Source organism: Arthrobacter sp. AQ5-05 (assembly GCF_003287975.1).
Classification (GTDB): domain Bacteria; phylum Actinomycetota; class Actinomycetes; order Actinomycetales; family Micrococcaceae; genus Paeniglutamicibacter.
Genome location: NZ_QMKQ01000035.1, coordinates 1 through 23,105, shown reverse-complemented (window position 1 = coordinate 23,105; position 23,105 = coordinate 1). Strand labels below are relative to the sequence as shown.

Sequence of the window (23,105 nt, the reverse complement as noted above, 5' to 3'; positions counted from 1 at the left end):
GCGAGCACGTCATCTTCTGTCTTTAGTCCGCGCAAGAGCGAGCTGAACCGGGAAACCGGGGGAGCAAATCTTCCAACAGTTCTTCCCCGGATGGATCAGAGGAATCGGATCGCGCCCCTGCCTGGTAGCAGACGAGTTCAGGATCATCCGCACTTGATTCTCTTCACATGAAGGAAACGCGCCATTGCGCATTCACTTGGACACTGCGTTACCCACAAGGCTCGCTACCCTGGTCCGTCGATCCATTCAACGTGTTGTCCTAGAAAAGCAAATGCCTCGGCTTCTTTGAAAGAAGTCGAGGCATTTGCCTATGCGTCAAGAACTAAACATTGAAGCGGAACTCCACCACGTCGCCGTCCTTCATGATGTATTCCTTGCCTTCGATGCGCGCCTTGCCGGCGGCCTTGGCAGCGGAAACCGAACCGGCCTCAACCAATTCCTCGAACCCGAAGACCTCGGCCTTGATGAAGCCGCGCTGGAAGTCGGTGTGGATGACGCCGGCGGCCTGCGGGGCGGTGGCGCCCTTGGGGATGGTCCAGGCGCGGGTTTCCTTCGGGCCTGCCGTCAGGTAGGTCTGCAGGCCCAGGGTGTAGAAGCCGACGCGAGCCAGCTTGTCCAGGCCCGACTCGGTGTAGCCGGCGTCCTCAAGCATCTCAGCTGCGTCTTCTTCGCTCAGCTCGGAGAGTTCGGACTCGAACTGGGCATCAAGGAAGATGGCTTCGGCCGGGGCGACGAGGGCGGAAAGTTCCGCCTGCATCTCGGTGTTGGCCAGGCCTTCTTCGTCGGTGTTGAATACGTAGATGAACGGCTTGGTGGTCATCAGCTGAAGCGGCGCCAGCTCGTTGATGTCGATGCCTGCTGCCTTGCCTGCTGCGTAGAGCGTCTCGCCCTTTTCCAGCACCTTCTGCGCGGCCTTGATCGTCTCGATGTATGACGCATCGATCTTCTTGGCCCGCAGCTCCTTGTCCAGGCGCGGCAGCTGGTTTTCGATGGTCTGCAGGTCCGCGAGGATCAGCTCGGTGGCGATGGTCTCGATGTCCGAGGCCGGGTCGACCTTGCCGTCGACGTGGATCACGTCGGGGTCCGAGAAGACGCGCGTCACCTGGCAGATGGCCTCGGCTTCGCGGATGTTGGCCAGGAACTTGTTGCCCAGGCCTTCACCCTCGGAGGCGCCCTTGACGATGCCGGCGATGTCCACGAAGGACACGGTTGCCGGCAGGATACGCTCGGAACCGAAGATTCCGGCGAGCACCTTCAGGCGCGCATCGGGCAACGGCACGACACCCACATTGGGTTCGATGGTCGCGAACGGGTAGTTGGCCGCGAGAACCTGCGCGCGGGTAAGAGCATTGAACATTGTTGACTTGCCGACATTGGGCAGTCCGACGATTCCGATTGTAAGAGCCACGGGAATAGAGTCTACCGGGGAAAAACCGTCGGTGCTTGCTGGGATGATTTGCCCATGGATGCTTTGGTCTGGGTGGCGGCCCTTTGCTCGCTGGTTGTTGGGTTCGTCTTGGGGGTCGCGGCGTGGTGGCACGTGAACCGGGAACCACGTACAGCGGCGCTTTCCGCCGCCGCCTCTGCACGCGACGAACTGGCCCGGACCGCGCAACTGCTGGCCGGAGCGCAGGCGCAGGTGGTGGAATTGCGCGACCGTGTCGCCGAGGAACGTCTGCGCGGCAGCGAGGACCAGTCCGTGCTCCATGCCCTGGCACCGGTGGCAGAGCAGCTGCGCCAGGTCAGGGCGCAGGTCTCGGTGCTGGAACGGGACCGCGTCGAACAGTTCGGGCAGCTGAGCGAGCAGCTGGTGCATGCCGCGGCCAACGATGCCGAGCTGTTGCGCACCACCGGCTCGCTGGCCGCCGCGCTGGGGAACAACGCCGTCCGCGGCACCTGGGGCGAGGCGCAATTGCGCCGCGTCGTGGAGGCCGCCGGCATGCTGGCGCACGTGGATTTTTCCGAGCAGCTGCGCACCGCCGAGGGGCTGCGCCCGGACATGGTGGTGAAGCTGCCCGGGAACAAGCTGATCGTGTTGGACGCGAAGGTGCCGCTGGCGGCCTACCTGAAGGCGCAGCAGCTTTCGGCATCCATCGATGCGCCCTCCCGGGCACGGGCCGCGGAATTGATGAAGGAGCACGCCAAGGCGCTGCGCCTGCACGTCGATGCGCTGGCCGCCAAGTCCTACTGGAATGCGGTTGCGGGCAGCCCGGAGCTGGTGGTGTGCTTCCTTCCGGCCGAGTCGTTCCTGGCCGATGCGCTGGCCGCGGACCCGGCCCTGCTGGATCACGCCTTCGGGAAGAACGTCGCACTGGCCTCCCCCGCCACGCTGCTGGCGATGCTCAAGGGACTGGCGTTCGCCTGGCGGCAGGAGCTGCTGACCGAGAACGCGCGCGAGCTCTTTGTGCGCTCGCGCGAACTCTACGAGCGGCTCGGGACCATGGGCGGGCACGTGGCCAAGCTGGGGTCCTCGCTGCGGGGCAGCGTGGAGAGATACAACGCGTTCGTCGGGACCCTGGAATCACGGGTGCTGCCCAGTGCCCGGCGCATCCGGGACCTGGATCCGGGACTTGGTGCGGAACACGATCCGGCCGCCGAGTTGCATGGGCTGCCGGTCATCGAGGCGACCCCGCGCGCGCTCGGTGCCGGGGAGTTCCTGGAGCACCTGGACACCGGCGGCCGGCGGGACCCGGCCGGGGATGTGGCCAGGGACGCGACGGGCGACGTGTTTGCCGACGGGGCCGGCGATGGTGCCGATGACGGGTCTGGCGACGGTCGCGTCGATGGCCCGGTGCTGCCCTTGACGCGGCGCGAGGCCAAGAAGGGCCAGGCAAGCGCTTAAGCGGGCGTGGCGTGGTGCCCCACCCGGTGGTGGGGCTCCACGCCACGTGCCTCGCTCGGCACCGCCGGGGTGCGCCGCAGTACGGGACCGGGCCGCCGCAGCCGCCCGGTCCCGCGGGAAGTGCCTAGCTGCTGATGTCTGACTTGGTGATGCGTCCGCCGGGTCCGCGGGAGTCGTCGCCGGCTTCCTTGAGCTTGGCGCGGATCTCCTTGGGCAGCGAGAAGAGGATGTCTTCCTGCGCCGTGGTGACTTCCTCGACGCTGCCGTAGCCGTAGTCGGCCAGCAGCGCGAGCACGTCGCGGACCAGGACCTCGGGCACCGAGGCGCCGGAGGTCACCCCGACGGTGGCCACGCCCTCGAACCAGGTCTCGTCGACCTCCGAGGCGTAGTCCACGCGGTAGGCGGCCTTCGCGCCGTATTCCAGTGCGACCTCGACCAGGCGCACGGAGTTCGAGGAGTTCGAGGAACCCACCACGATGACCAGGTCGCTCTTCGGGGCGATGGCCTTGATTGCATCCTGGCGGTTGGTGGTCGCGTAGCAGATGTCGTCGCTGGGCGGATCCTGCAGCTTCGGGAAGCGGGCGCGCAGGCGGCGGACCGTTTCCATGGTCTCGTCCACCGACAGGGTGGTCTGCGAGAGCCAGATGAGCTTGTCGGGGTTGGTGACCTCGATGGTGTCGGCCTCGTCGGGGTTGTTCACGATCTGCGTGTGGTCCGGAGCCTCGCCGTAGGTGCCTTCGACCTCTTCGTGGCCTTCGTGCCCGATCAGCAGGATCTCGTAGTCCTCCTTGGCGAAGCGCACCGCTTCCTTGTGGACCTTGGTCACCAGCGGGCAGGTGGCATCGATGGTGCGCAGGCCGCGGTCCGCGGCGGACTGCACGACGGCCGGGGAGACGCCGTGGGCGGAGAACACGACCAGGGCGCCCTCGGGGACTTCCTCGTTTTCCTCCACGAAGACCGCCCCGCGTGCCTCGAGGGTGGAGACCACGTGGAGGTTGTGGACGATCTGCTTGCGGACGTACACCGGAGCGCCGTAGTGCTCCAACGCCTTTTCCACCGCGATGACGGCCCGGTCGACGCCTGCGCAGTAGCCGCGCGGGGCGGCCAGCAGGACGTGGCGTTCCCCGCTCACGGGCGCCGCGGCGGCGATTTCTGCCGGGGAGCGACGGGAGCGCGGGATGGTGGGCATCGGAAGGGAGACCTGAACGGTGGAACTGGTAGCCATGGAACCAAGTCTACGATGGCACACAAAATCCGCGGGCGGCTTTCCGCCACCGGCCTAGCCGCGCGGACCGGCGTTCGCAGTGCGCGAAGCCGGCCACGCCCATCCGGCGCCGCCGAGCACGACGACGATGCCGCCGATGAAAAGGATCGTGGTGGCCGCACCGAACTCCCCCGCCACCCCGGCCATGAGCCTGTCTGTGACCACGGACTGCAGGCCGGCTGTCCCGTCCTCGGCGCCGGAGGAGCCCAGGGACCCGACCCATAGGCGGGTGGCCGTGCCCAGCAGCAGGGCCGCGGCCCCGCCGGCGAGCAGTGCCCAGGGGCGTCCGCTTCGGGTGGCAAGCAGCATCCCGGACGCCGCCGCCAGCACCGCCCCGCCGAGCATCCAGGCCCAACCGCGTGCCAGCGACAGCCAGTTGTTCAGGGTTGCGGTGGGCAGCTGGTCCGCCCGCGGCCACCCGGTGTCAAGGACCACCGGCGCGGCGGGGATCGCCTCGGGCAGCACGGCACCGAGGGCGGAGCCCTGCAGGGACGCGTGCAAGGTTCTGTAGCCGGAGCCCAGCAACGGGGCGATGTCCAGGTGCACGGTGACCTGTTCGGTTGCCACGTGGCTTCCCGCACCGGGGTCCTTCGCCGCCTGCAGCCGTGCGGTGAAGTCGGCGCGGGTCGACTCGATGGTCGCGTCCCACGCGGGCCGGAAGGTCGGGTCCTCGAGCAGGGCGCCGCTGGCGGTGGCGATCGCGTTTTCCAGCGGCCCGGCCAGGATCTGCGGGACGGCCGTTTCCGCGGTGATGCGGGCCGCGAGTTCGGTGCCGAGCGTGACGGGCAGCACCCGGCGCAGCTCGGGGTCCGAGGCCAGCGGGCCAAGGATACCCTGCAGGGGGTCGGGCCTGTCCGCCAGGCGGGCTGCGGCGGAGCCAAGCATTGCCCCGGATCCCAGCAGCACGGCAAGGACCATCAGTGCGATCGCGGTGATGTTGCGGGTGGTGGTTCGCATGGCTGTGGCGCTCCTGGTGGTCGGCCCCGGGCGGGGCGGTGTTGCCCCGCCGTCTGCGTTTTGTCCCACGTTACTGCTTGAATGGTGTTGGCGTGGTTTCGAAAGCCGGTGCCGCCGCAAATCCCGGCAGCCCGGCAACCCGCCCATGCAGACCCGGCAGCAAGGAAGGCCCAGCACACGTGGAGCAAGCACAGAAGCAAGACGGTTCGCTGCCGCGCACCGCCGCGGCCACCTCGCCGGAGAACCCCTGGCCGCTGCGCGTGCTCAGCGAGAAGCTCAAGGCGCACATCGAGAACTCCCCCGAGTCCTGGGTGGAGGGCCAGCTGCTGGAGGCCAACATCCGCAACGGGCACGCCTACCTCACGCTGCGTGACGTGGATGTCGACTACTCGTTCTCGGTGACGGTGTGGGCCTCGGTGATGCGCTCGCTGGACACGGCCCCCGAGGTCGGTTCCCGGGTGGTGGCGCGGGTCAAGCCCAGCTTCTACGCCAAGACCGGCCGGCTCTCCCTGAACGCCTTCGACCTGCGCCCGGTGGGCCTGGGCGACCTGCTGGCCCGCCTGGAGCGGCTGCGCCGGGCCTTGTTCGACGAGGGCCTCTTCGACCCGGCACGCAAGCTGCCGCTGCCGCTGCTGCCGAACAGGATCGGGCTGATCACCGGCCGGGACTCGGACGCGGAAAAGGACGTGGTCCGCAACGCCTCGCTGCGCTGGCCGGCGGTCGCCTTCGACATCCGCAACACCGCGGTGCAGGGCGTCAACGCCGTCGCCGAAGTCACCGCCGCGCTGCGCGAGCTCGATGCGAACCCGGACGTCGATGTGATCATCATCGCCCGCGGCGGCGGCGCACTGGAGGACCTGCTCCCGTTCAGCTCCGAGGACCTGGTGCGCGCCGTCGCAGCCTGCACCACCCCGGTCATCTCCGCCATCGGGCACGAGGCCGACCGCCCGATCCTCGACGACGTGGCCGACGTGCGCGCCTCCACCCCCACCGATGCCGCCAAGCGCGTGGTGCCGGACCTCGCCGAGGAGCTGGCCAACCTGGCGCAGGCGCGGAACCGGCTGGATCGGGCCGTGCGGGGGAACGTGGAGCGCGAGACCCAGCGCATCGCCTCGCTGCGGGCCCGCCCGGTGCTGGCCAACCCGTGGACCATCGTCGAGGGGCGCCGCGACGATGTGGTGCGCCTGGGCCAACGCAGCACCCTGGCGATGCGTGCGGCGCTGGCGCGCGGCCACGACTCCATCGGGCACCTGCGCGCCCAGGTGCGCGCGCTTTCCCCGCAGCAGACCCTGGACCGCGGCTACGCGGTGGTGCAGCTCGAGGACGGCGGCATCGTCCGCTCCGCCGAGGATGCACCGGCGGGCATCGGGATCCAGGTGCGCCTGGCCCGCGGACGCCTGGCCGCAACCGTCACCAACAGCCAATCCCCGGAAGAAGGAAGAACGCCGTGAACACCGAAGCAGCAAACACCGACATCGCCACGCTGAGCTACGAGCAGGCCCGGGAGGAGCTGGTGGCCGTGGTCGCCCAGCTCGAGGCCGGGGCCGCAACGCTGGAGCAGTCCCTGGGGCTCTGGGAGCGCGGCGAGGCGCTGGCCGCCCGCTGCGAGGCCTGGCTGCAGGGCGCCACCGCGCGCCTGGATGCCGCCCGCGAGCCCAACGGGCCTTCGGCTCCCGCGTCCTGATCCGGCACCGGGCCGGAGGAGATCCGGTGCCGGCACCGGGATGCCACCCGTGCCCGGAAACGGGCGGTGCTAGGAAGCGGCCAGCCGGCGCTTTTGCTCGGCAACGTCGAAGTCCGCGGCCGGCCACTGCGGGTCGATGGCCTCCAGGGCCTCGCGCAGCAGCGAGGCGATGGCCAGGCGGGCGTACCACTTCTTGTTGGCCGGCACGATGAACCACGGGGCCGCCTCGGTGTGCGTGCGCCGGATCGCGACCTGGTACGCCTGCTGGTAGTCGTCCCAGAGCTCGCGCTCGTCGATGTCCCCGGGGTTGAACTTCCAGTGCTTGTCCGCCCGCTCGAGGCGTTCGGCCAGGCGCTCGCGCTGCTCGTCCTTCGAGAGGTGCAGCATCACCTTGATGACGGTGGTGTGCACCGCGGCCAGGTTGGCCTCGAAGTCGTTGATGGCGCCGTAGCGCCGCTCGATCTCCGCCTCCGGGGACAGGGCCCTGACCTTGTGGATCAGCACGTCCTCGTAGTGCGAGCGGTCGAAGACCCCGATCATCCCGGCACCGGGCAGCTCGCGTTCGATGCGCCACAGGAAGTCGTGGGACCGCTCCTGCCCGGTGGGCGCCTTGAAGGCGTGGTGCACGACGCCCTGCGGATCCACAGAACCGATGACGTGGCGCACGATGCCGCCCTTGCCCGAGGTGTCCATGCCCTGGAGCACCAGCAGGATGCTGTGCGGGGCCCCGGCGCGCGATGCGGCAAAGAACTTCTCCTGCAGCTCGCTGAGCACTTCGCCGATTGCCTCCAGGTCCGCGGTTCCGGAGGCCTTGTCCCCCGCGTACCCCGGGGTCGATTCCGGGTCGATGTCGGCCAGCACCACGTCGGGAGAGGCGGCGAACACCTGGCGCGCGGGGTGGTTGAAGGGAACAGGGCCGGCTGCGTCCTTGGTGTGCTTCGACATGCGTACCGCTTTCGTGGGGGGGTCGGGGCAGGTTGATTTTCAGCGTACGACACCCCCGTGCGCGTTTTGCGCCCAACACCCCGATGGTGGCACAGGGCGCGCCCCTCCGAAGGCCGGCAGCTGCTAGACGCTGAGCTTGCCCTCGCGAAGCTCCGCCAGGAACTCGGCGATGCGCCCGATCGCGTCCTGCAGGTCGCGCACCGCCGGCAGGGTGACCAGCCGGAAGTGGTCCGGGGCGACCCAGTTGAACGCGGTGCCCTGGGTGATGAGCATCTTCTGCCGCTTGAGCAGTTCCAGGGCGAAGTGCTCGTCGTCGTGGATCGGGTAGATCTCCCGGTCCAGCTTCGGGAACAGGTACATCGCGCCCTTGGCCTGCTGCACCGAGACGCCCGGGATCTCGTTGAGCAGCGTGAAGGCGGTGTCGCGCTGTTCCTTCAGCCGCCCGCCGGGCAGGATCAGGTCGTTGATCGACTGGTAGCCGCCCAACGCGGTCTGGATCGCGTGCTGGCCCGGCACGTTGGCGCACAGGCGCATGTTGGTCAGCAGGTTGATGCCCTCGATGTAGTCCTGGGCCAGGTGCTTGGGCCCGGAGATGGCCATCCAGCCGGAGCGGAAGCCGCAGACCCGGTAGGCCTTGGACAGCCCGGAGAAGGTCAGCACCAGCACGTCGTCGGCCAATGCCGCGGTGTTGATGTGCACCGCGTCGTCGTAGAGGATCTTCTCGTAGATCTCATCGGAGAACACGATCAGCTTGTGCCTGCGGGCCAGCTCGAGGATGCCCTCGAGGGTTTCGGCGGGGTACACCGCGCCGGTGGGGTTGTTGGGGTTGATGACCACGATGCCCTTGGTGCGGGAGGTGATCTTGGCTTCCATGTCCTCGAGGTCCGGCAGCCAGCCCTCTTCCTCGACGTTGAGGTAGTGCACCGGGGTGCCGCCGGCCAGCGAGACCGAGGCGGTCCACAGCGGGTAGTCCGGGGCCGGGATCAGCACCTCGTCGCCGTTGTTCAGCAGCGCATTCAGCGACAGGGTGATCAGCTCGGAGACGCCGTTGCCCAGGTAGACGTCGTCGACGCCGATGGTCTGGATGCCGCGGGTCTGGTAGTACTGCGAGACGGCGGTGCGCGCGGAGAAGATGCCGCGGGAGTCCGAGTAGCCCTGCGCATTGGGCAGGTTGCGCATCATGTCCACGAGGATCGCGTCCGGGGCCTCGAAGCCGAAGGGCGCGGGGTTGCCGATGTTCAGCTTGAGGATGCGCTGACCCTCGGCCTCCATGCGCTGGGCGTGTTCCAGCAGCGGCCCGCGAATGTCGTAGAGCACATTGTGGAGTTTCGTGGACTGCTTGAATTCTGCCATGGGACTACTTTCTCATTGGGGGCCGGGGGCGCGCCTGCACTGTGAGCAAGCCAACTCGCGTTCCGCGGCGAGTGTGAAGCCGCGGCGTCATCTTTGGCCGGTGACCAGTGCCTTGTCGGTGAGCCAGTCGGCGGCGGCCATGCCCGGTTCCAGCGCGTCGCGGCCGGTGACCATGCGGTTGAGGTTCAGCAGGTCTTCCTGCTTCAGCGCGAAGCTGAGCTTGTTGATGGCCTTGACCGCATCCTGCCCCACCCCGTCGGTGGTGATCAGCGGCGTGATGGATGCGGGGGCGAAGAGCTTCTCGGCACCCTGGAGCACCACCAGCGCGTTGTCCTGGATCCCGGCGTTCTCCAGGGTGGTGGCCTGGATCTGGACCTCGTCGCTGATCACCGGCAGCACACCGCGGGCCTGCGCGTCGCTCAGCTCGATGACTGCCTCGGGGTGGCAGGCGAGCTTGGCCGCCAGCTGGGCGGTGAGTTCCGCCTTGGCGCTTCCGGCGATGCCGAACTCCAGCTGCGGGCACAGCGGTGCGAGCTCCGAGGTGTTCACCAGCTGGTCCCCGGCGCTGGTGGCTGCGGTGAGCACCAGGGTGCCGGTGCGTTCGGCGTCGGCCGATTCCAGCACGGCGAAGCCGCCCAGTGCCAGGGCGTGCAGCTCGCGCTTGGTTTGTGCGGCGTCCAGGTCCCCGGGGTCGACCGCGGCCTCCCCGGACTTGGATTCGGTGCCGGAGCCGGCGCCCTCGGAGGCGGAGGATTGCCCGGTGGCGTCGGAGGAGGTCCCCGATGCCGAGGCATCCGGGCCGTGCGCGCCGGGCAGCTTGCCCAGGGCGGTGAGCAGCAGGCCGGATCCCGCCGCAGTGAAGTCGGCCCGTCCGGCCAGGACCTCCTCGACCGGGTCCGTGGCCGGGTCGGCCAGCCGTGCATTGATGCCGGCGTCGGCCAGCATGTCCCGGTAGGCGTGGCCCAGTGCCTGGGAGGTGGCGTCGGGGCCCTGGACCAGCACCAGCTCGCGCGTCGTGGCGGCCTGCGAGGTGGTCACCTCGGTGCCCGAGGTGCAGGCGGCCAGGGACAGCAGCAGTGCGCCGATGCCCAGCAGGCCCAGGGGCCCGGTCGTGCGAATCATCTGGTGCTTTCCTTGTGCAGGTTTTCCCGGTACAACGCGATGGCCGCGTCCACGCGCTCGACGCGGTTCAGCGAGGCGACCTCCGCCAAGGGGAACCAGGCGGCCTGGCTGGTGGTGCCGTCGGCCTCGTGGCGCAATTCTCCTGCGGTGACGGTGGCGCAGTAGAGCACCGCGACGGTTTGCATGGGGTGTTCGGTGCCGCTGTAGCGCTTGTGCGCGGGGATCACCCCGGAGTCCACCGAAAGCAGGCCATCGATGCGCACCCGGTACCCGGTTTCCTCCTCGACCTCGCGGATGGCGCCGGCGGCGATGGCCTCGCCGAGCTCCACGCCTCCGCCGGGCAGCGTCCAGCGCGGCACGAATCGAGGGTCGCGGCCGCGCATGTCCCACAGCGCCAGCAGGATGGAACCATCGCGGACCACCACGGCGTAGGCGGCAAGCCGGGTGTCAAAGCCGCGGTGGACCTGGGGTTCAGGGGTAGTCATTGTTCCATTTTAGGGTGTCGCCGACCGAATCCCCGGGTCCAAATCTCCCGAAGCACGGACAACTGTGATGGAATATCAGCATGGCACCTTCAACTTTTCCGCAACAACCCGTTGATCTTGACGCCGTTGACCGTCGGATTATTCAGGAATTGGTCAATGATGCGCGCATAAGCAATGCGTTGCTGGCGCAGCGGACCGGGATCGCACCCTCGACGGCGCTGCTGCGCACCCGTGCACTGGTCGAACGCGGGGTGCTCACCGGGTACCACGCAGAGGTCAGCCTGCCGGCGGTCGGGCGCAGCGTGCAGGCGCTGATCTCGGTGCGGCTGCGGGTGCACGACCGCGTGCTGATCGACAAGTTCACGCAGAAGATGCCGCAGCTGCCGGAGGTGCTCTCGATGTTCCACACGTCCGGGGTCACCGACTACCTCTTGCACATCGCGGTGAGCTCCACCGAGGCCTTGCGCGACTGGGTGCTGGACTACCTGGCCACCGACGAGTCCGTGGGGCACACCGAGACCACGTTGGTCTTCGGCCACCACAAGGGACAGGGCGGACCGATGCCGAAGGAACCCGGCCAGGCTCCGGCCGCGCACCAGGCCGGAACCCACTAGGCCCGGATGTACCGGGCAGGAATGCATCGGCCAGGCACCGGCTGATCCGCGCCGGCTAGGCGCAGGAGTCGGCGCGGCGCACCAGCGCCTCGACGACCCGCAGCCGGGCCTCGGCCACCTGCAGCCAGCGTTCCCCGCCCAGGCCGCGGGACCCGGCGATCAATGTCAGCGCGACCGCGGCGGACCGCGCCCACAGGGCGCGCGGGTCCACGCCGCGTTCGAAGACCGCGGCAAAACGCTCCAGGGCACCGGCGGCGCCGTCGTTCTTCTCCCCCAGTGTGGGCAGGATTGCCAGGTGTCCGAGCAGGCAGGCGAGGTCATCGACCCGGTACCCGGGCCCCAGCGAGTCAAGGTCCAGCAGCGCGGTGATCTTCCCTCCGTCCAACAGGATGTTCGCGTCATAGAAGTCCCCGTGGGCAGGCACCTTGTCGCCGCGGTCGGAGGCGGCAAGATGCGCCTCGATCCTCCCGGTGAGCTCCTCGATCCGCCCGGCGCGATGCGGCAGGGCGAGGGTCGCTGCCTGCTGGTAGCGCCGGGTCGAATCGCTCCAGGCGTCCCTGGGTTTCAGCGCCATGACAGACCCGGGCAGGGCGTCGAGCAGGGTAGTGAAGTCACGGGGATCCAGGTCCGCTCCGGAACGGGGCCGGATGGCCGCAGAGAGCGACTCCCCGTTCCCGGCCTCCAGGGCCAGGATGCCGGCGATTGCGGGTTCAAGCACCGGTGGCACCGGAACCGGCGTTCCGGCCAGCAGCTGGTGGCGGCGGTTCAGGGCCTCGATCGACTGGGGCCGGCCCACCTTCAGGTAGATCGTCCGCGCGATGCGCAGCGGGCCGCGCGTGGTGAAGGTGGCCCGCAGCACCGCGCGGCGCAGCGGCCGGTACGCGATGGTCTTGAGCCTGGTGAGCAATTCCGCATCGCCCCAGGTTTCCTGCACGAATGCCCGGTCCGCGGCCAGGGCCAGGGCCGGGAGCTTGGGGTCGTGGGGGTGGATCCAGCCGCTGACGACGACCCCGGGGGCGTCGTTGGTGGCAAAGACGCGGGTGGCAGCGACGCCGGGCACCCGGATCGCCTCGGTGCTCACGCCCAGTTCGTTGAACCCGGTGCCCGCGGGCATGCGGTACATCGCGCTGATCCCGGCGCCGGGCCGGTGCTGGATGCGCAGCCGGTTGGCCTCGTAGTCCCAGGTTCCGGTGTGCACGCGGCCGCCCAGCCGGCGCACCAGCTCGGGGATGGCGGCGGGCAGGGCGGCAAATTCCCGGGCGTCGGCATCGATGATCCGCGCGGCATCCGCACTGCCTGCGGCAACGGAATTCCGTGCCGCGTCTGCCCCCGTGTGCGCGGGGCCGGGTTCGCCGGCAGTCATCGCGTCGCCCGGTGGATCCGGTCAGGCGCGGCGACGCTGCATGACGTCGTCAAGGTTCATGCGGTCGGCGGCCTTCTCGGTGCGCGGGGTTCGGGGCGCCGTGGCCGCGGACGGTTCGGCGGAGGGCTTCGGCGCGGTCGAGGGCGCGGATCCGGCCGACGGCGCGGGTGCGGCGGGGGCATCCTCGGCCTCCGGAACCACGGGGGTTGCCGGGACCACGGGAAGCGTGGCAATCGAGGAATCCGCGGTGCTGGTGGCGCCCGTGGCCTCGGCCAGCCGTGCGGCGGCCTCCTGGGCGCGCAGCGTCGCGTTGGACGACGCCTTGGGTGCCTCGGCCGCTTCCAGCGGGGCCGGGGCCTGGCGCTTGGCGGTGTTGGCCACGACGTACTGCGGCAGCGGGACCTCGGTGGGCTCCCAGCCCTCGGGTCGCTGGACGGCCGCGCCCTTGTGGGCGATGCGCAGGGCCTCGGCGCGCAGTTCCTGGACGGTCAGCCGCGGGGGACGCCTGTTGGAGTTCGGCTGGGCGTCAAAGACCTCGGCGGTCTTCTTCACCGGTTCGGCCGCCGGCGTGCGGCCGGCGTCCATGGCACGGGTGCGCGTGGCATCCAGGCGTGCCAGCAGCTTCTTGCGCCGGTCGCGCACGGCCAGGCCGCGCAGCGTGGAGAAGCTGGCCAGGCCCACGAGCAGGGCGATCAGCGGAACCCAGCCGGAGACCACCGAGACCAGGGCGAGCACCCCGCCGATGAGCAGGGTGGGGACTGCGATGCATCCGAGCAGGGCAACGGCCAGGCGGTCGTAGAAAATCCGCAAGGGCGCCTGCGCAGCCGACTGTGACGCGGCTGAAGCGTGGGATGCTACCGGTGCCATGTTGCTCCTTCGTCGGCTGGCGACTGACTTCTTTTGGCGGATCCGCCCGGCCAGTGTCGTTATGGCCGGTTTACTCCGTCGTGGCGGTTCGTTGGCGGTGCCTCGGCCCTGCGTGCGCAAGTTGCCGCGGGCTTTTGTTGCCAATGTGAAACGTCCACGTCAACCACATTAAGCATGCATGCGCGTGTGATGCCGCATTCGACCCGGTGTGTCTGGCAATACTCTGGACAAATCCGGTATTTCGGGGTGTTTGGGGTGCTTGTGTCGCTATTTCGTCATGCCCAGCCACCGATTGAGCATCCCGTCCGGGACCTCGGGCCCGGTCAGCGCGAAACTGCGGTGGTCTGCCCAGTTTCCGTTGATGTGCAGGAAGTCCTTGCGCAGCCCCTCGTCGCGGAAGCCCAGCTTCTGAACCACGCGCAGGCTCGGGCCGTTCTCGGGGCGGATGTTGACCTCGATCCGGTGCAGGCCCATCGCCTTGAAGCAGTGGTCCACCGCCATCGCCACGGCCTCCGGCGCGATGCCCTCCCCGGCGTGGCGCACATCGACCCAATAGCCGATGGATCCGCTGCGCGCCGCTCCCCACATGATCGAGGAAACGGTCAGCTGTCCGACGATCGGGGCGTGCTTGGAATGCAGCGACGGAAGCGTGATGACCCAGGGCAGGCACTGGCCCAGGCGCGCGGAACGGTTCTGCGTGGAGACCATCGCCCCGAAGTCCGCCGGGTATCCGGTGCCCTCGGGCAGGGTCGCGTCCCAGGGGGTCAGCCACTTCTCGTTGGTGCGGCGCAAATGCATCCATTCGGCCTTGTCGCGGCGGCGCATCGGGCGCAACACCAGGCGCGGGCCCTGCACCGTGACCGGCCAATGGCGTTCAAATTCGGACATGTCCACAATCCTAGCGATCCGCGGGCCCCGCGATTGCACTGCCGGGGCCCGCAGCGGCGCGGTCCGCGGACCGGGGCCGGGGGCCGGGGCCGGCAACCGCCTCCGATCCCGACGCGGATTCTGCGGCCGTGGTGGCCGTGGTGGCCCGCGCTGGCGGGGCTAGACTGTGGATCGTGACACAGATGAATTCCAAAGACGAGGTGAGGAACCGGTTTCGTGCCCGACGCCGGGCCATGGGAGCGGTGGCGCGCGCAGCCGAAATGGCGCTGCTCGCCGAGCACCTGGTGCCGTGGCTTGAGGCCAATGCACCGCGCCGGATCGTGACCTGCTTCCTGTCCTACGGCGCCGAGCCGCCCACCGAGGGGCTGCTGGCCCGGCTCCATGCGGCCGGGTACACGATCTACGTGCCGATCTGCGAACCGGAACGTCGGCTGTCCTGGACGCGCTGGCACCCCGGTGTCGAGATGGCCCGCAGCTCGGTCGGCCCCATCGACGAACCCGTCGGTGAACGCTTCGGCCCCGAGCTGATGGCGCAGGTCGATGTGGTCCTGGTGCCCGCGCAGGCCGTTGACACCGACGGTGAGAGGCTGGGGCAGGGCGGCGGCTACTACGACCGCTTCATCTCCTCGCTTCCCGGGCCCGGCAACCGCCCGAAGCTGGTGAGCATCCTGTTCGAGCACGAGTTCGTTGCGACCGGGCAGATCCCCGTCGAGCCCTTCGACCAGCGGGTCGAAGCGGTCGTGCTGCCCTCCGGGGTGCGCAACCTCACCCGGTAGCGGCGGGCGGGTGCGTTAGAATTGGTGTAAGTGGACGCCCTCGGGCGCCCGCACTCCCCCATCAACAGTCGCTTGCCCGGGTGCCGTGCCGTGCCGCCTTGCTGCCCCGGCGGCCCGCGCCACGCACACAAAGCCCGTGCGAAAGGATCGATATGCCTACCTATGTTTACGCCTGCAAGGACTGTGGCCACGGCCTGGAGGTCGTCCAGTCGTTCACCGACGAGGCACTGACCATTTGCCCCGAATGCCAGGGCGCGCTGCGCAAGAAGTTCAACAGCGTCGGCGTGGTCTTCAAGGGCTCGGGCTTCTACCGCAACGACTCGCGCTCGACCACCAGCTCCAGCACCCCGGCCGCCGCCGGCACCAAGGCCGCCGCGCCCGCACCGGCTCCCGCTGCCGCACCGGTTCCCGCGTCGACTTCCGCCTAAGCCACTCCCCCGGCGGGCCGCGGCGCACTTCCTCGCACAGGGACAGCGCCCCGGCCGCCGGTATCACCGCTTCGCCATGGGCTCCATCCGTTTGGGTGGGGCCCATGAGTTGCTTAAGGCATGTCCCTTTTTCGCCGCTCCGCCATGGCCCGCCCGTCCGCTGCCTCCCGTGTGCCCCGCCGCACCGGTACGGAGCTGTTCGCCAAGTACCGCAGGCATCTTGCCGCGGCGCTGCTGATGCTGTCGGCGGCCGTGTCCCTGGCGGTGCTGGCACCCGACACCGAGGAACGCATCGAGGTGCTGGTCGCCGCGCACGACCTGCCGGTTGGCACCGCGCTGCGTGAAGGGGATCTGCGCCGCCAGCCGGTGGCGCGCTCCCTGGTGCCCGCGGGCAGCCATGACCGGGAACCCCCGGCGGCCGGGTCGCGGCTGGCGATTCCCGTGCCGGCCGGCACCCCGGTGCTGCCCACCATGGTCATCGGGCCCGGGCTGCTGGCCGGACTGGATCCCGGGTCGGTGGCTGTGCCGCTGCGGCTGGACGACGAGCAGACCGCTTCCCTGGTGCGGGCGGGACAGCTGGTCGATGTGGTGCTCACCGAGGGCAACGGGTTCGAGACAAAGCTGGAGTCCCGGGTGCTCGCGCGGGCCGTGCCGATCCTGTGGACCGGGGCGCAGACCCAGCCGGATGGGCAGGCCCCGTGGTCCGTGGCCGCGGGATCGGGCCAGGGCGGGCTGATCGTTGTGGGCGCCGGCCCGGGCAGTGCCGAGCAGCTTTCCACCGCGGCGCAGCGCGGCAGGGTCTCGGTGGTCCTGGTCAACCCGTAGGCGGGCGGGTCAGTCCCAGTGCGGAGGGCGCTGCGCCTTCATCCAGTCGCCGAGATCGTCGTCTGCATCTCCCCAGCGCCGCGGATCGTCTTCCGTGGCGCGCTGCTCCAGGACCGGGCCGGTTTTCGGCGGGCGGGTCTTCCGCGCCGGCTTGGGTGTCCGGGTGCCGGATGCCGCCTGGGGCTGCCCGTCGGGCACGCCACCGGGCGCGCCGTCGGGCGCGCCGTCGGTGGTTGGCCCGGTGCGTGATTCCGGGTTCCCCGGGGCGTTGGCCGCGGGGCGGCCGGAAGCGTGGGGCATTTCAAAGACCCCGACCAGCGTCGACTCGCTGACCTGTTGGGGAGGGGCGGTGAAGCGCCGCGGCTTCTTGTGCCGCGGCACCTGTTCCTCAGCGGGCATGGCTAGGCATCGGCCAAATCCGAGGTGCGCGGGCCGGAGCCAGCGGCATTCGGGGTTGCGGAGCCGGAGCTCCCGGCGGCCGAGGCGTTGGCCGCGCCTTCGCCGGCGCCACCCTTGGTGCCGGCGCCCTCGATGTCGCCGTCCAGGCCCAGGAAGCCGGCCAGCATGTTGGCGACCCGGTCGGGGTCGGAGAACACGTCGATGGTCCACAGCGGCACGTAGCGCCAGCCCAGGGCCTCGAAGAGCTGCGGGCGCAGGCGGCTGCGCTCGCGCACCGAAAGCTCCCGGTAGCCCTGGGTGCCGTCGTACACCACTGCCAGCGGCACCGCGGTGCCGTTGCCGGTGACATCCAGCGCATGCGCGGCGATGTCCAGCACGCCACGGTAGTGCTGGGTGACGATGGCCCCGCGGTCCGACAAACGCGACATCAGGTCGGTGACCAGCGGGTCCTGCAGCGGGGTCGCGGTGGCGGACATGCCCGAGTCCCCACCGAGCACCCGGCCGAAAAGCTCCAGGAAGCGGTAGGCGCCGAAGCGCATCCGCGACAGGTCCATGTCCTGCGGGCGCAGCGCCGAGACCAGCACCATCGACTCCCGCGCCCGGGTCACGGCGTTGACGAACAACTCGTCGCCGCCGGCCACCGAGAGGGAGCCGAAGTCGTGCACGGCCTTGCCGTGGGTGGTCCGTCCGTAGCCCAGCGACAGGATGATCGAGTCGCGCTGCAACCCGGCCAGCCTGTCGACGCTGGTGACCAGGAAGCGCTCGGCCGCGGTGCGGAAGTACTTCGTCGCCCACGGGTGGTTGGGCAGCTGCACGCGGATGCCCTCGGCGATCGCGGAGGCGTGCCGCCGGTTGCCGGCGACCACGGCCAGGGTCTGCTCGCCGCGCCGCGCGAGGTGGGTGAAGACCAGATCCACGACACGCTGGACCTCGGCGACGGTGGTCTCCACGGATTCCCCGTCGGCGCCGAGGGACCCGGTGCCGTCCAGCACGTACTCGGCCTTCAGCGCCGGGGTGCCGGCACCCAGTGAGCGGGCGGCGGGCAGCCGGGAGAGCGAGCCCTCGTAGAAGTCGTGCGAGAGCGATTCGGTCAGCCCCTCGTCGATCCCCCGGTAGGCCGTGGCCAGCCGGCACAGCGGCAGCACGGCCTGCAGGGATTCCATCGCGGAGATCGGGGCCGGTTCGATGCGCGCATGCGCGGTGGGGTCCACCGAGACCTCGAACGGGTTCGGGGCGCCCATCATGGTGTCGCCGAACGCGATGACCTGCTTGGAGCGGGAGATCGAGCCGAGCACCGAACGCAGCGACAGCGAGTCGGCATCGAGCAGGATCACCGCGTCGAATTCCATCCCGGCCGGGACCGTGGCGGGGATCAGCAGCGGGGAGCCGACCCACACGGGGCACAGCGAGTTCAGCAGCGCATCGCCCAGGGCGGTGAGGTCGGCGACCGCCGGCTCCCCGTCCTTGAGCATGGCGCGCAGCTCGCGGGAGGCCGCCCGGTGGTCGGCCAGCGCCGCCTTCCAGTTCTTGGTCAGCGCCCAGCGCAGTCGCGAGGCCCCGGAGGCCACGTGGGCGGAGTCGGCCAGGCGGTATTCGGCCTCGAGCCGGCGCAGCTTCTCCCCGTCGTTCATCGCCAGGAAGTCGTCGCCGGAGATCATGGCCTCGAGCGCGGACTGCCACCAGGCCAAATCCAGTTCAGCGGGCACGGCGTCGGGTGTGACGCTGCGTGCCCGGAAGTCGTCCATCAGCTCGCCCAGGCCGTGTTCGGCCAACTGTTCGGTGATCAGGGTGCGTTCTGGCAATTGGGCCAGCTCGCCCTGGTGCTCGAGCAGCTTGCCCATGCGCTCCAGCAGCGTGCTGATGGATTCGTCGCGCAGATTGGCACCGGCCGCTGCGGGCAGCAGCGTGGCCAGCTTGTCCAGGCGCGCACCGGCGTCCTGGTAGCCGGCGTTGACGTCCAGCAACCCGGCAGGGACCATCGGGTGGCGCTGCGAGGTGGCGTGGTGGTGCCAGGCCAGGTGCTGTTCCTGCACGGCCTCGAGCGCGGACTGCAGGTCCGAGACGTGCACGCCGGGGCGCACATAGTCCTTGGCGACCTTGCGCAGCCGCGAGCGGGTCATCGAGCTCATCTCGATGCCGCGTTCCCGGCGCCAGGACGAGGAGGCGGTGGCGGAGATCAGGTCCTCGACGGACTTGTCGAAGATGTCGGACTCGAACTTGTCCAGCGAGCCGCGCACCGCAACCAGCAGGTCCAGCTGCTCGCCCCACTTGTTGTAGGAGTCGGCCAGGCGGATCTCGGAGTGCGCGGCGACCTTGAGCATGTGGTCGCGCAGGATCGGCAGGTCCCGCTGCAGGCCGGTGACCAGGTCAAGTGCGGTGTCGGTGTCGCGCTTGTTGCGCAGGCGGGCCCCGTACCAGGGGCTGGAGGCCGAGGCGCGCACGAACGCGCCGAGCTCGGCGGCGCGCGTGAGCTTGGCGGCGGTGGAGCTGCGGTCCGTGATCGAGTCGAGCACCGAGCGCTTCAGGCGCACCGTGGTGGCCGGGGCCGGGGACAGCGAGGTGAGCCGGGCCAGTTCCTGCATCGCCCGGTACGGGGAGCAGCCCCAGCGGGCGCGGGTCGAGTGCAGCGAGTGCACGTGCTCCAGCAGGGCGTGGCGGTGGTCGCGCAGGGCGGCGTGCAGCTTGCCCAGCGACGGTTCGGTGGCGCGCTCGTTGCGCAGGATCGCCCGGGTCAGCAGGTTGCGCAGCGCGTCGGGGTCGTCCTCCGGGCTCAGCAGCAGCGCGGTGCCGGCCAAGTCCAGCTCGGCGAAGCGGGACACGAATTCCTCCGCGCTGGAGCGGCGCTCGGCCACCACCAGCACGCGCTTGCCCGCCGCGGCGAGCACCGCTGCTGCGTTGAGCGCCGTCTGGGTCTGCCCGCTGCCGGCCGGTGCGCTGATGGCCACCGATTCGCCGGCCTCGATGAGGTCGAGAGCCGCCTGCTGGGATTCGTCGGCATCCAGCAGCAGGAGCTCGTCGGCCGGGTCCCGCTGGTCGCTGGTGCGGCGGGGGCGGGTGGCCGGCTGGCCGGCCCTGGTGCCGGGTGCCGCCGGGCCGGGGCCGTGCGCGGGATCGCGGGTGCGGTTGATTTCCGCGTCGAAGAGCCGGGCCAGCACGGGGTGCTGCACGTTGATGGTGCCGGGGTCGGCCGGATCGGCCAGGTCGGCGAAGGTGGAAATCAGCAGGCGGTGGGCGATGACCATGCCGGAGACGTCGGCAACCTGGGAACGCAGCGCGTCCATGGCGCGGGTCGGGTCGAAGCGGGCGATGGAGTAGGCAGCGGCGTTGATTCCCTCCACGTCGATGTCCACCTGGTGCTGGCGCTTGAAGTAGCGCAGCAGGGCAGGCGAGAACTCGGCCCGGCCCATCAGCTGGATCTCGAAGTCGTCCTGGTCCTCGCGCACCGAGAGCACGATGCGCCCGAGCATGATCGGGGCGTTGAATTGTTCGCTGCGGCCCTCGTGCACGGCGCGCCAGTTGGCTTGGCCGGCGGAGAGGTATCCGACGTCGATGCCGCGCTCGTCCCAGAGCTCTCGGATCTTGGAGCGCAGCGCGTCGGCGGTGCGGCGGGCCGAGTCGTATTGGTCAGAGTCGCGCAGCAGCGTGGAGAGCCGGGTACGCCGTCCGGCCAGGAACTGGGCCAGCCCCGAGGGGTGCGCGTGGGTGATGTCGATGCTGTTGGACACCGAGGGCGCGAAACGCAGCAGCGTGTCGGTCCCCACCCCGGGGCCCAGGGAGTCAACCCACGTGGAGACCAATTCATCTGTGTGTTGCTGGTGCTCTGTCACCATACCGTCCCTTCACCTCTGCTGCGAATGCGACCGCAGCCGCGTGGCGCATTGCCGCACGGATACAGTCAGCCCTAACCAACCTAGTGCAAATCGGGGCCCCGGTGCCGAACCGAAACACGTTCACACCGGCCCCGTTGCCGCGCAAGACGCCGGGGCGCCCTGCGCATACAGTTCAGGGGAAGACCTTGTGTAGGCCTCCCCCTGAACTTTCCCGTCGGCGCTTACGGCCTCGGGCCTACTCCCATTCGATGGTTCCCGGCGGCTTGGACGTCACGTCCAGCACCACGCGGTTCACCCCGTCGACCTCGTTGGTGATCCGGTTCGAGATCTTCGCCAGCAGGTCGTAGGGCAGGCGCGACCAGTCTGCGGTCATCGCGTCCTCGCTGGACACCGGGCGCAGCACGATCGGGTGGCCGTAGGTGCGGTGGTCGCCTTGCACGCCCACGGAGCGCACGTCGGCCAGCAGGACGACCGGCATCTGCCAGACTTCCTCGTCCAGTCCGGCGGCGGTCAGCTCGGCGCGCGCGATGGCGTCGGCCTTGCGCAGCAGTTCCAGGCGTTCCTCGTTGACCGCACCGATGATGCGGATGCCCAGGCCCGGGCCGGGGAACGGCTGGCGCATGACGATCTCGGCCGGCAGGCCAAGCTGCTTGCCCACGGCACGGACCTCGTCCTTGAAGAGCGCACGAAGCGGCTCCACCAGCTCGAAGTCCAGATCCTCGGGCAGGCCACCGACGTTGTGGTGGCTCTTGATGTTGCTGGCGCCCTCGCCGCCGCCGGATTCCACGACGTCCGGGTACAAGGTGCCCTGGACCAGGAACTTCACCGGCTGGCCGGAGTCGGCCGCCTCGGCGAGGATCGCGGTTTCCGCGGCCTCGAAGGCACGGATGAACTCGCGGCCGATGATCTTGCGCTTGGTTTCCGGGTCGGTGACCCCGTCCAGCGCGGTCAGGAAGCGCTCGCGCTCGTCGGCGATGTAGAGCTTGGCGCCGGTGGCCGCGACGAAGTCGGTTTCGACCTGTTCGGCTTCGCCCTCGCGCAGCAGCCCGTGGTTGACGAACACGCAGGTGAGCTGGTCGCCGATGGCGCGCTGCACCAGGGCGGCGGCCACGGCGGAGTCAACGCCGCCGGACAGGCCGCAGATGGCACGGCCGGTACCGACCTGCTCGCGGATCTTGTCGACCTGCTCGTCCAGGATGTTCGCTGCGGTCCAGGAGGGGCTCAGGCCCGCGCCGTTGTACAGGAAGTTCTCCAGGACCTGCTGGCCGTGGTCCGAGTGCTTGACCTCGGGGTGCCACTGCACGCCGTAGAGGCGCTTGGCCTCGTTGGCGAACGCGGCAACCGGTGCGCCGGCGGTGGTGGCCAGCACCTCGAAGCCCTCGGGGGCCTTCGAGACGGAGTCGCCGTGGCTCATCCAGACGTTCTGGCTTTCCGGCATGCCGGCCAGGATGGAGCGGGCGGCCCCGGACGCCGTGGCATCGGTGGCGCCATATTCGCGCAGGCCCGTCTCGGCGACGGTTCCGCCCAGCGCGTTGGCCATGGCCTGGAAGCCGTAGCAGATGCCCAGAACCGGGACACCTGCCTCAAAAAGGTCGGCACCGACACTCGGGGCACCGTCGGCGTAAACGCTCGAGGGACCTCCGGAGAGGATGATTGCCGCCGGGTTCTTGGCGAGAATCTGTTCGGTGGTGAAGGTATGCGGGACGATCTCCGAATACACGTTGGCTTCGCGTACACGCCGAGCAATCAGCTGTGCGTACTGGGCCCCGTAATCGACGACCAGAACCGGCTGTTGCTCTGGGGTGCTGGGAGTGTTGGTCACGCGCCTAAGCTTAGCCGCCCGGAGAGCCCGCTTGCATCTTCAACCGGCCGGGAGTGACGCACGCTACGCGGGGCCCCGTCACAGTGCGGCCCGCCGGCGCCCCGGTGCCCTTCCGCTTGCGGGCGGAGCCCGCACCCAAAGTGCGTGCGGACGGCCTCCGGGAGCATGCTGGTGCGGGGCCTGGGGCAACGTGCGCGTGGGAATCGTCGAGGCATTCGCGACGGCGATCCAGGGGCTTGGCATCCACCGGGTGTTGCGAGTCGCGCACGTCGATTCCGCCTTCGAACTGGATCCCGAACCGGCACAGGAAGTCCTCGCCGTCGAGGTGCCCGTGGAGGATCGTCACCACGAGCAGGTTCTCCCCCTGGAGGGTCTGCACGACCGCGTCCATGTTCTGGTTCAGGAACGCCGGCCACTGCTCGAGATCCGCCGTCTTGCCCGGGAGCACCGGAAAACCTGCTCGATTCGATATCCACGACATCGACCCCAACCGGGAACGCGGACTGACGGTTATTCGGTGAACATCGGCGGGGTGTATCCGGCGGTGCGCAGCTCGGGATGCCAGTAGAGGTTCCGTTCCGGGTCCCCGCGCGGCTGGCCCGCCCGGGCGACGACGTAGGGAATGCCGTTGATCATTTTCA

21 protein-coding genes are annotated in these 23,105 nt (G+C 69.5%); 7 read left to right on the top strand and 14 right to left on the bottom strand.

Going from position 1 to position 23,105, the window contains the following annotated elements; translation table 11 throughout:
- Positions 1–322: 322 nt before the first annotated feature.
- Positions 323–1,408: a redox-regulated ATPase YchF gene (gene ychF / locus DQ353_RS18920; RefSeq protein WP_113764742.1), complete on the bottom strand. Its 1,086-nt coding sequence runs from the start codon at positions 1,406–1,408 to the stop codon at positions 323–325.
- A 54-nt stretch (positions 1,409–1,462) separates the two neighbouring features.
- Here ychF and DQ353_RS18915 point away from each other — a divergent pair, with 54 nt between their 5' ends.
- The gene (locus DQ353_RS18915; protein ID WP_113764741.1) at positions 1,463–2,842 is read left to right on the top strand and encodes a DNA recombination protein RmuC; all 1,380 of its coding nucleotides are present in this window, start codon (positions 1,463–1,465) and stop codon (positions 2,840–2,842) included.
- A gap of 124 nt (positions 2,843–2,966) precedes the next feature.
- On the opposite strand, the gene DQ353_RS18910 is transcribed toward DQ353_RS18915, so the two are convergent.
- Together DQ353_RS18910 and DQ353_RS18905 are read right to left on the bottom strand one after the other, a co-directional pair.
- Positions 2,967–4,067 carry a 4-hydroxy-3-methylbut-2-enyl diphosphate reductase gene (locus DQ353_RS18910; RefSeq protein WP_113764740.1) on the bottom strand — a complete coding sequence of 367 codons (1,101 nt, stop codon included), beginning with the start codon at positions 4,065–4,067 and terminating at the stop codon, positions 2,967–2,969.
- 54 nt (positions 4,068–4,121) lie between these two features.
- Complete coding sequence (locus tag DQ353_RS18905; protein WP_113764739.1) at positions 4,122–5,063, bottom strand: hypothetical protein; 942 nt, start codon at positions 5,061–5,063, stop codon at positions 4,122–4,124.
- Positions 5,064–5,242: 179 nt separating this feature from the next.
- Between DQ353_RS18905 and xseA the strand changes: the two genes are divergently transcribed.
- Both xseA and DQ353_RS18895 read left to right on the top strand, forming a co-directional pair.
- Positions 5,243–6,514, top strand: a complete 1,272-nt coding sequence (gene xseA / locus DQ353_RS18900; RefSeq protein ID WP_113764738.1) for an exodeoxyribonuclease VII large subunit — start codon at positions 5,243–5,245, stop codon at positions 6,512–6,514.
- The gene (locus DQ353_RS18895; RefSeq protein WP_113764737.1) at positions 6,511–6,747 is read left to right on the top strand and encodes an exodeoxyribonuclease VII small subunit; all 237 of its coding nucleotides are present in this window, start codon (positions 6,511–6,513) and stop codon (positions 6,745–6,747) included. The genes xseA and DQ353_RS18895 overlap by 4 nt, the downstream gene beginning before the upstream one ends.
- Before the next feature lie 69 nt (positions 6,748–6,816).
- Here the strand turns inward: DQ353_RS18895 and DQ353_RS18890 are convergent, their stop codons facing one another.
- From DQ353_RS18890 to DQ353_RS18875, 4 genes are all read right to left on the bottom strand, one after another.
- Positions 6,817–7,692 carry a PPK2 family polyphosphate kinase gene (locus DQ353_RS18890; RefSeq protein WP_113764736.1) on the bottom strand — a complete coding sequence of 292 codons (876 nt, stop codon included), beginning with the start codon at positions 7,690–7,692 and terminating at the stop codon, positions 6,817–6,819.
- A gap of 123 nt (positions 7,693–7,815) precedes the next feature.
- Entirely contained in the window at positions 7,816–9,045 is a 1,230-nt protein-coding gene (locus DQ353_RS18885) for a pyridoxal phosphate-dependent aminotransferase (RefSeq protein ID WP_113764735.1), read from the bottom strand.
- Positions 9,046–9,132: 87 nt separating this feature from the next.
- Positions 9,133–10,167 carry a type 2 periplasmic-binding domain-containing protein gene (locus tag DQ353_RS18880; RefSeq protein ID WP_113764734.1) on the bottom strand — a complete coding sequence of 345 codons (1,035 nt, stop codon included), beginning with the start codon at positions 10,165–10,167 and terminating at the stop codon, positions 9,133–9,135.
- A complete protein-coding gene (locus DQ353_RS18875; protein ID WP_113764733.1) occupies positions 10,164–10,652 on the bottom strand; it encodes an NUDIX hydrolase in 489 nt (162 codons plus the stop codon). Before DQ353_RS18875 ends, DQ353_RS18880 begins: the two co-directional genes overlap by 4 nt.
- An 80-nt stretch (positions 10,653–10,732) precedes the next feature.
- On the opposite strand from DQ353_RS18875, the gene DQ353_RS18870 reads away from it, so the two are divergent.
- On the top strand, positions 10,733–11,266 hold the full coding sequence (locus DQ353_RS18870) for an Lrp/AsnC family transcriptional regulator (protein WP_113764732.1): 534 nt from the start codon (positions 10,733–10,735) through the stop codon (positions 11,264–11,266).
- A 55-nt stretch (positions 11,267–11,321) separates the two neighbouring features.
- Here DQ353_RS18870 and DQ353_RS18865 read toward each other — a convergent pair whose 3' ends face one another.
- The 3 genes from DQ353_RS18865 to DQ353_RS18855 form a co-directional block, all read right to left on the bottom strand.
- Entirely contained in the window at positions 11,322–12,629 is a 1,308-nt protein-coding gene (locus DQ353_RS18865) for a phosphotransferase (RefSeq protein WP_113764731.1), read from the bottom strand.
- A gap of 21 nt (positions 12,630–12,650) precedes the next feature.
- The gene (locus DQ353_RS18860; RefSeq protein WP_146755337.1) at positions 12,651–13,496 is read right to left on the bottom strand and encodes a hypothetical protein; all 846 of its coding nucleotides are present in this window, start codon (positions 13,494–13,496) and stop codon (positions 12,651–12,653) included.
- 267 nt (positions 13,497–13,763) lie between these two features.
- Positions 13,764–14,384: a GNAT family N-acetyltransferase gene (locus DQ353_RS18855; RefSeq protein WP_113764729.1), complete on the bottom strand. Its 621-nt coding sequence runs from the start codon at positions 14,382–14,384 to the stop codon at positions 13,764–13,766.
- Positions 14,385–14,566: 182 nt separating this feature from the next.
- Between DQ353_RS18855 and DQ353_RS18850 the strand changes: the two genes are divergently transcribed.
- The 3 genes from DQ353_RS18850 (at position 14,567) to cpaB (ending at position 16,413) form a co-directional block, all read left to right on the top strand.
- Positions 14,567–15,160, top strand: a complete 594-nt coding sequence (locus DQ353_RS18850) for a 5-formyltetrahydrofolate cyclo-ligase (protein ID WP_113764728.1) — start codon at positions 14,567–14,569, stop codon at positions 15,158–15,160.
- Positions 15,161–15,312: 152 nt separating this feature from the next.
- Entirely contained in the window at positions 15,313–15,588 is a 276-nt protein-coding gene (locus DQ353_RS18845; protein ID WP_113764727.1) for an FmdB family zinc ribbon protein, read from the top strand.
- Positions 15,589–15,708: 120 nt separating this feature from the next.
- A complete protein-coding gene (gene cpaB, locus DQ353_RS18840; RefSeq protein ID WP_113764726.1) occupies positions 15,709–16,413 on the top strand; it encodes a Flp pilus assembly protein CpaB in 705 nt (234 codons plus the stop codon).
- 9 nt (positions 16,414–16,422) lie between these two features.
- On the opposite strand, the gene DQ353_RS18835 is transcribed toward cpaB, so the two are convergent.
- The 4 genes from DQ353_RS18835 to DQ353_RS18820 form a co-directional block, all read right to left on the bottom strand.
- Positions 16,423–16,812 carry a hypothetical protein gene (locus DQ353_RS18835; protein ID WP_113764725.1) on the bottom strand — a complete coding sequence of 130 codons (390 nt, stop codon included), beginning with the start codon at positions 16,810–16,812 and terminating at the stop codon, positions 16,423–16,425.
- Between the two features lie 2 nt (positions 16,813–16,814).
- Entirely contained in the window at positions 16,815–20,642 is a 3,828-nt protein-coding gene (locus tag DQ353_RS18830) for a DNA helicase (RefSeq protein ID WP_286166918.1), read from the bottom strand.
- 235 nt (positions 20,643–20,877) lie between these two features.
- Complete coding sequence (gene guaA, locus DQ353_RS18825) at positions 20,878–22,464, bottom strand: glutamine-hydrolyzing GMP synthase (RefSeq protein WP_113764724.1); 1,587 nt, start codon at positions 22,462–22,464, stop codon at positions 20,878–20,880.
- A 10-nt stretch (positions 22,465–22,474) separates the two neighbouring features.
- On the bottom strand, positions 22,475–22,945 hold the full coding sequence (locus tag DQ353_RS18820) for a DUF6176 family protein (protein ID WP_181578500.1): 471 nt from the start codon (positions 22,943–22,945) through the stop codon (positions 22,475–22,477).
- Positions 22,946–23,105: the final 160 nt, after the last annotated feature.